Origin of the sequence: Wolbachia endosymbiont of Drosophila bocki (assembly GCF_028982005.1) — a bacterium.
GTDB classification, from domain to species: domain Bacteria; phylum Pseudomonadota; class Alphaproteobacteria; order Rickettsiales; family Anaplasmataceae; genus Wolbachia; species Wolbachia pipientis.
In genome coordinates, this window is the sequence record NZ_JAPQLG010000044.1 from 1 (window position 1) to 1963 (window position 1963).

The following is a 1963-nucleotide window of genomic DNA, read 5'->3' on the forward strand; positions in this document are numbered from 1 at the left end:
CTAGAGATACCACGGCGGTATGACGGTTCGCAGCGGTATAGTAACTCGTCATCCCGCTGCTTGTTAGCGGCTAAGGGATACCGCGAAGGGATACTGCGAATGAATCGCGGTATGACGGTTAATTATTCTGCGGCGGTATGACGTAGAGCTCGCGTTAGCTATACTTTTATACTCACCAACTCAGTATCCAATCTGGATCCAAGTAGTCAGCTACTTGGATGACATCTTTGTGTTTGAGACAAAACCAGCTATAACATTTCTTCGCAAACAAATGTTCGTACAGTTGTGCGCGTGATGCTGGAATCTAGACAACAATTAGATCCTATTGTCAAGCAATAAGCTACATGTGCTATTTATTTAGTAGATTAAATATGAAGTTTAAAACTCTGCTATTGACTTCCTGTAGAACTAGTGAAAACCAAACTTGCTTAAAACCACTTAATTAGTTATAGTTATAAGTTTAGGTACAGTAAAATGACAGCTTTTGTCCCCTTGATTATTTTTTTAATCTTGTATCTTGGAAGTGGTGCTTATTTTTCTTTTATCGGAACTGATAATCCACTTCATCAGGTTTCACCAGTAATCTGCTTATTACCAGCACTATTTTTTGCTGTCTCACGTGGTACAAATAAAATTCAGCATAACATCGATACTGTTATCAAGGGCATGGGTGACAAAAACACCCTTACTATGTGTTTAATTTTTTTATTTTCTGGAGCATTTTCTGCGGTGACTCAATCAATCGGTAGCGCAGACACTGTTGCTAATTTAATTCTTAATTTCCTTCCAGCAAGATTACTGCTGCCTGGAGTATTTTTGGCTTCTGCTTTTATTTCAACTGCAATTGGCACATCTATGGGAGTTGTTGCGCTGATGGTACCTATAGCTGTTAATCTGGCAAAAAGTGGAGCTTTTGGTCTCGAAATAGGAACTGCAACTGTAGTAGGTGGTGCCGTGTTTGGCGATAACCTTTCGATGATATCTGATACCACCATTGCATCTGTTTCTTCACAGGAAGCTTCAGCAAAAGATAAACTTAAAATGAACTCTAAAGTTGCACTTATTGCCAGCATTATAACACTCATCTACCTAGCAGCTGCCTCAAATAGTACAAAAATTATTTCTATATCAAATTTAGATTATTATTCTATAATAAAAATTATTCCTTACATTTCTTTAATAATCATGGGGCTGTTTGAAGTCGCCACTCTAGTAACAATAACTATAAACATAATTATTGCTGGTGTGCTAGGAATAACTTTTTTTGACTATGCTATCATTCAATTTCCTCATGACGTGTATGACGGTTTCAAAAAAGTAAACGAAATAGTGGTATTTGCTCTATTTATCGGTGGATTGAGCCATATAATGTACAAGCAAGGTCAAAAAGCGTTGCATAAACTCATCGATGAAAGCAATATCACAAAAACTAAAGCTGAATTTGTGATAGCAGGAATTGCGTCTATGTTTACTACCTTAGTTGCCAATAATACCATTGCTATTTTACTAAGTGGTGGCATTGCAAAAAGGCTTGCACAAAAACACAGTATTGCGCCACATCGCAGCGCATACTTATTAGATGTTTTTGCTTGTGCTACAAAAGGTATCTTACCTTATGGTTCCCAACTATTGCTAGCAGGTAGCATCGCCTCTGTATCACCTATTTCTTTATTAACACAGGTATATTATTGCTTTATTCTAGCGGCAGTTACAATAGGCGAAATAATCATCAACAGCAGAAAAGAGAAACATTGTGCGGCTGCAACTTAGAGTTTCTCTTTTTTTACCCATAAGGAACGGAATTACTTGACACCCTTCGCCAACCCCCTTATCATGAAACTGAAGCTATTTATTTATCTTCGCAATCTGTGCAGGTTAATGGCAAAAAACTTAGGGTATTTGGCGTCTCATGTTTAATTTTTCGCACTACGTGCATCGCATGTCTTTAAAAATTTCTGGGTTT

1 protein-coding gene is annotated in these 1963 nt (G+C 37.5%); it reads left to right on the plus strand.

Annotation, left to right across the window (positions count from 1 at the left end):
* The first annotated feature begins 474 nt into the window (after positions 1 to 474).
* Positions 475 to 1770 carry a Na+/H+ antiporter NhaC family protein gene (locus tag OZD61_RS00875; RefSeq protein ID WP_274979497.1) on the plus strand — a complete coding sequence of 432 codons (1296 nt, stop codon included), beginning with the start codon at positions 475 to 477 and terminating at the stop codon, positions 1768 to 1770.
* The last annotated feature ends 193 nt before the right edge of the window (positions 1771 to 1963 follow it).

Excerpts from the sequence above, each read along its gene's own strand:
- OZD61_RS00875 (WP_274979497.1), top strand. The coding sequence starts at position 475 with ATGACAGCTTTTGTCCCCTTGATTATTTTTTTAATCTTGTATCTTGGA.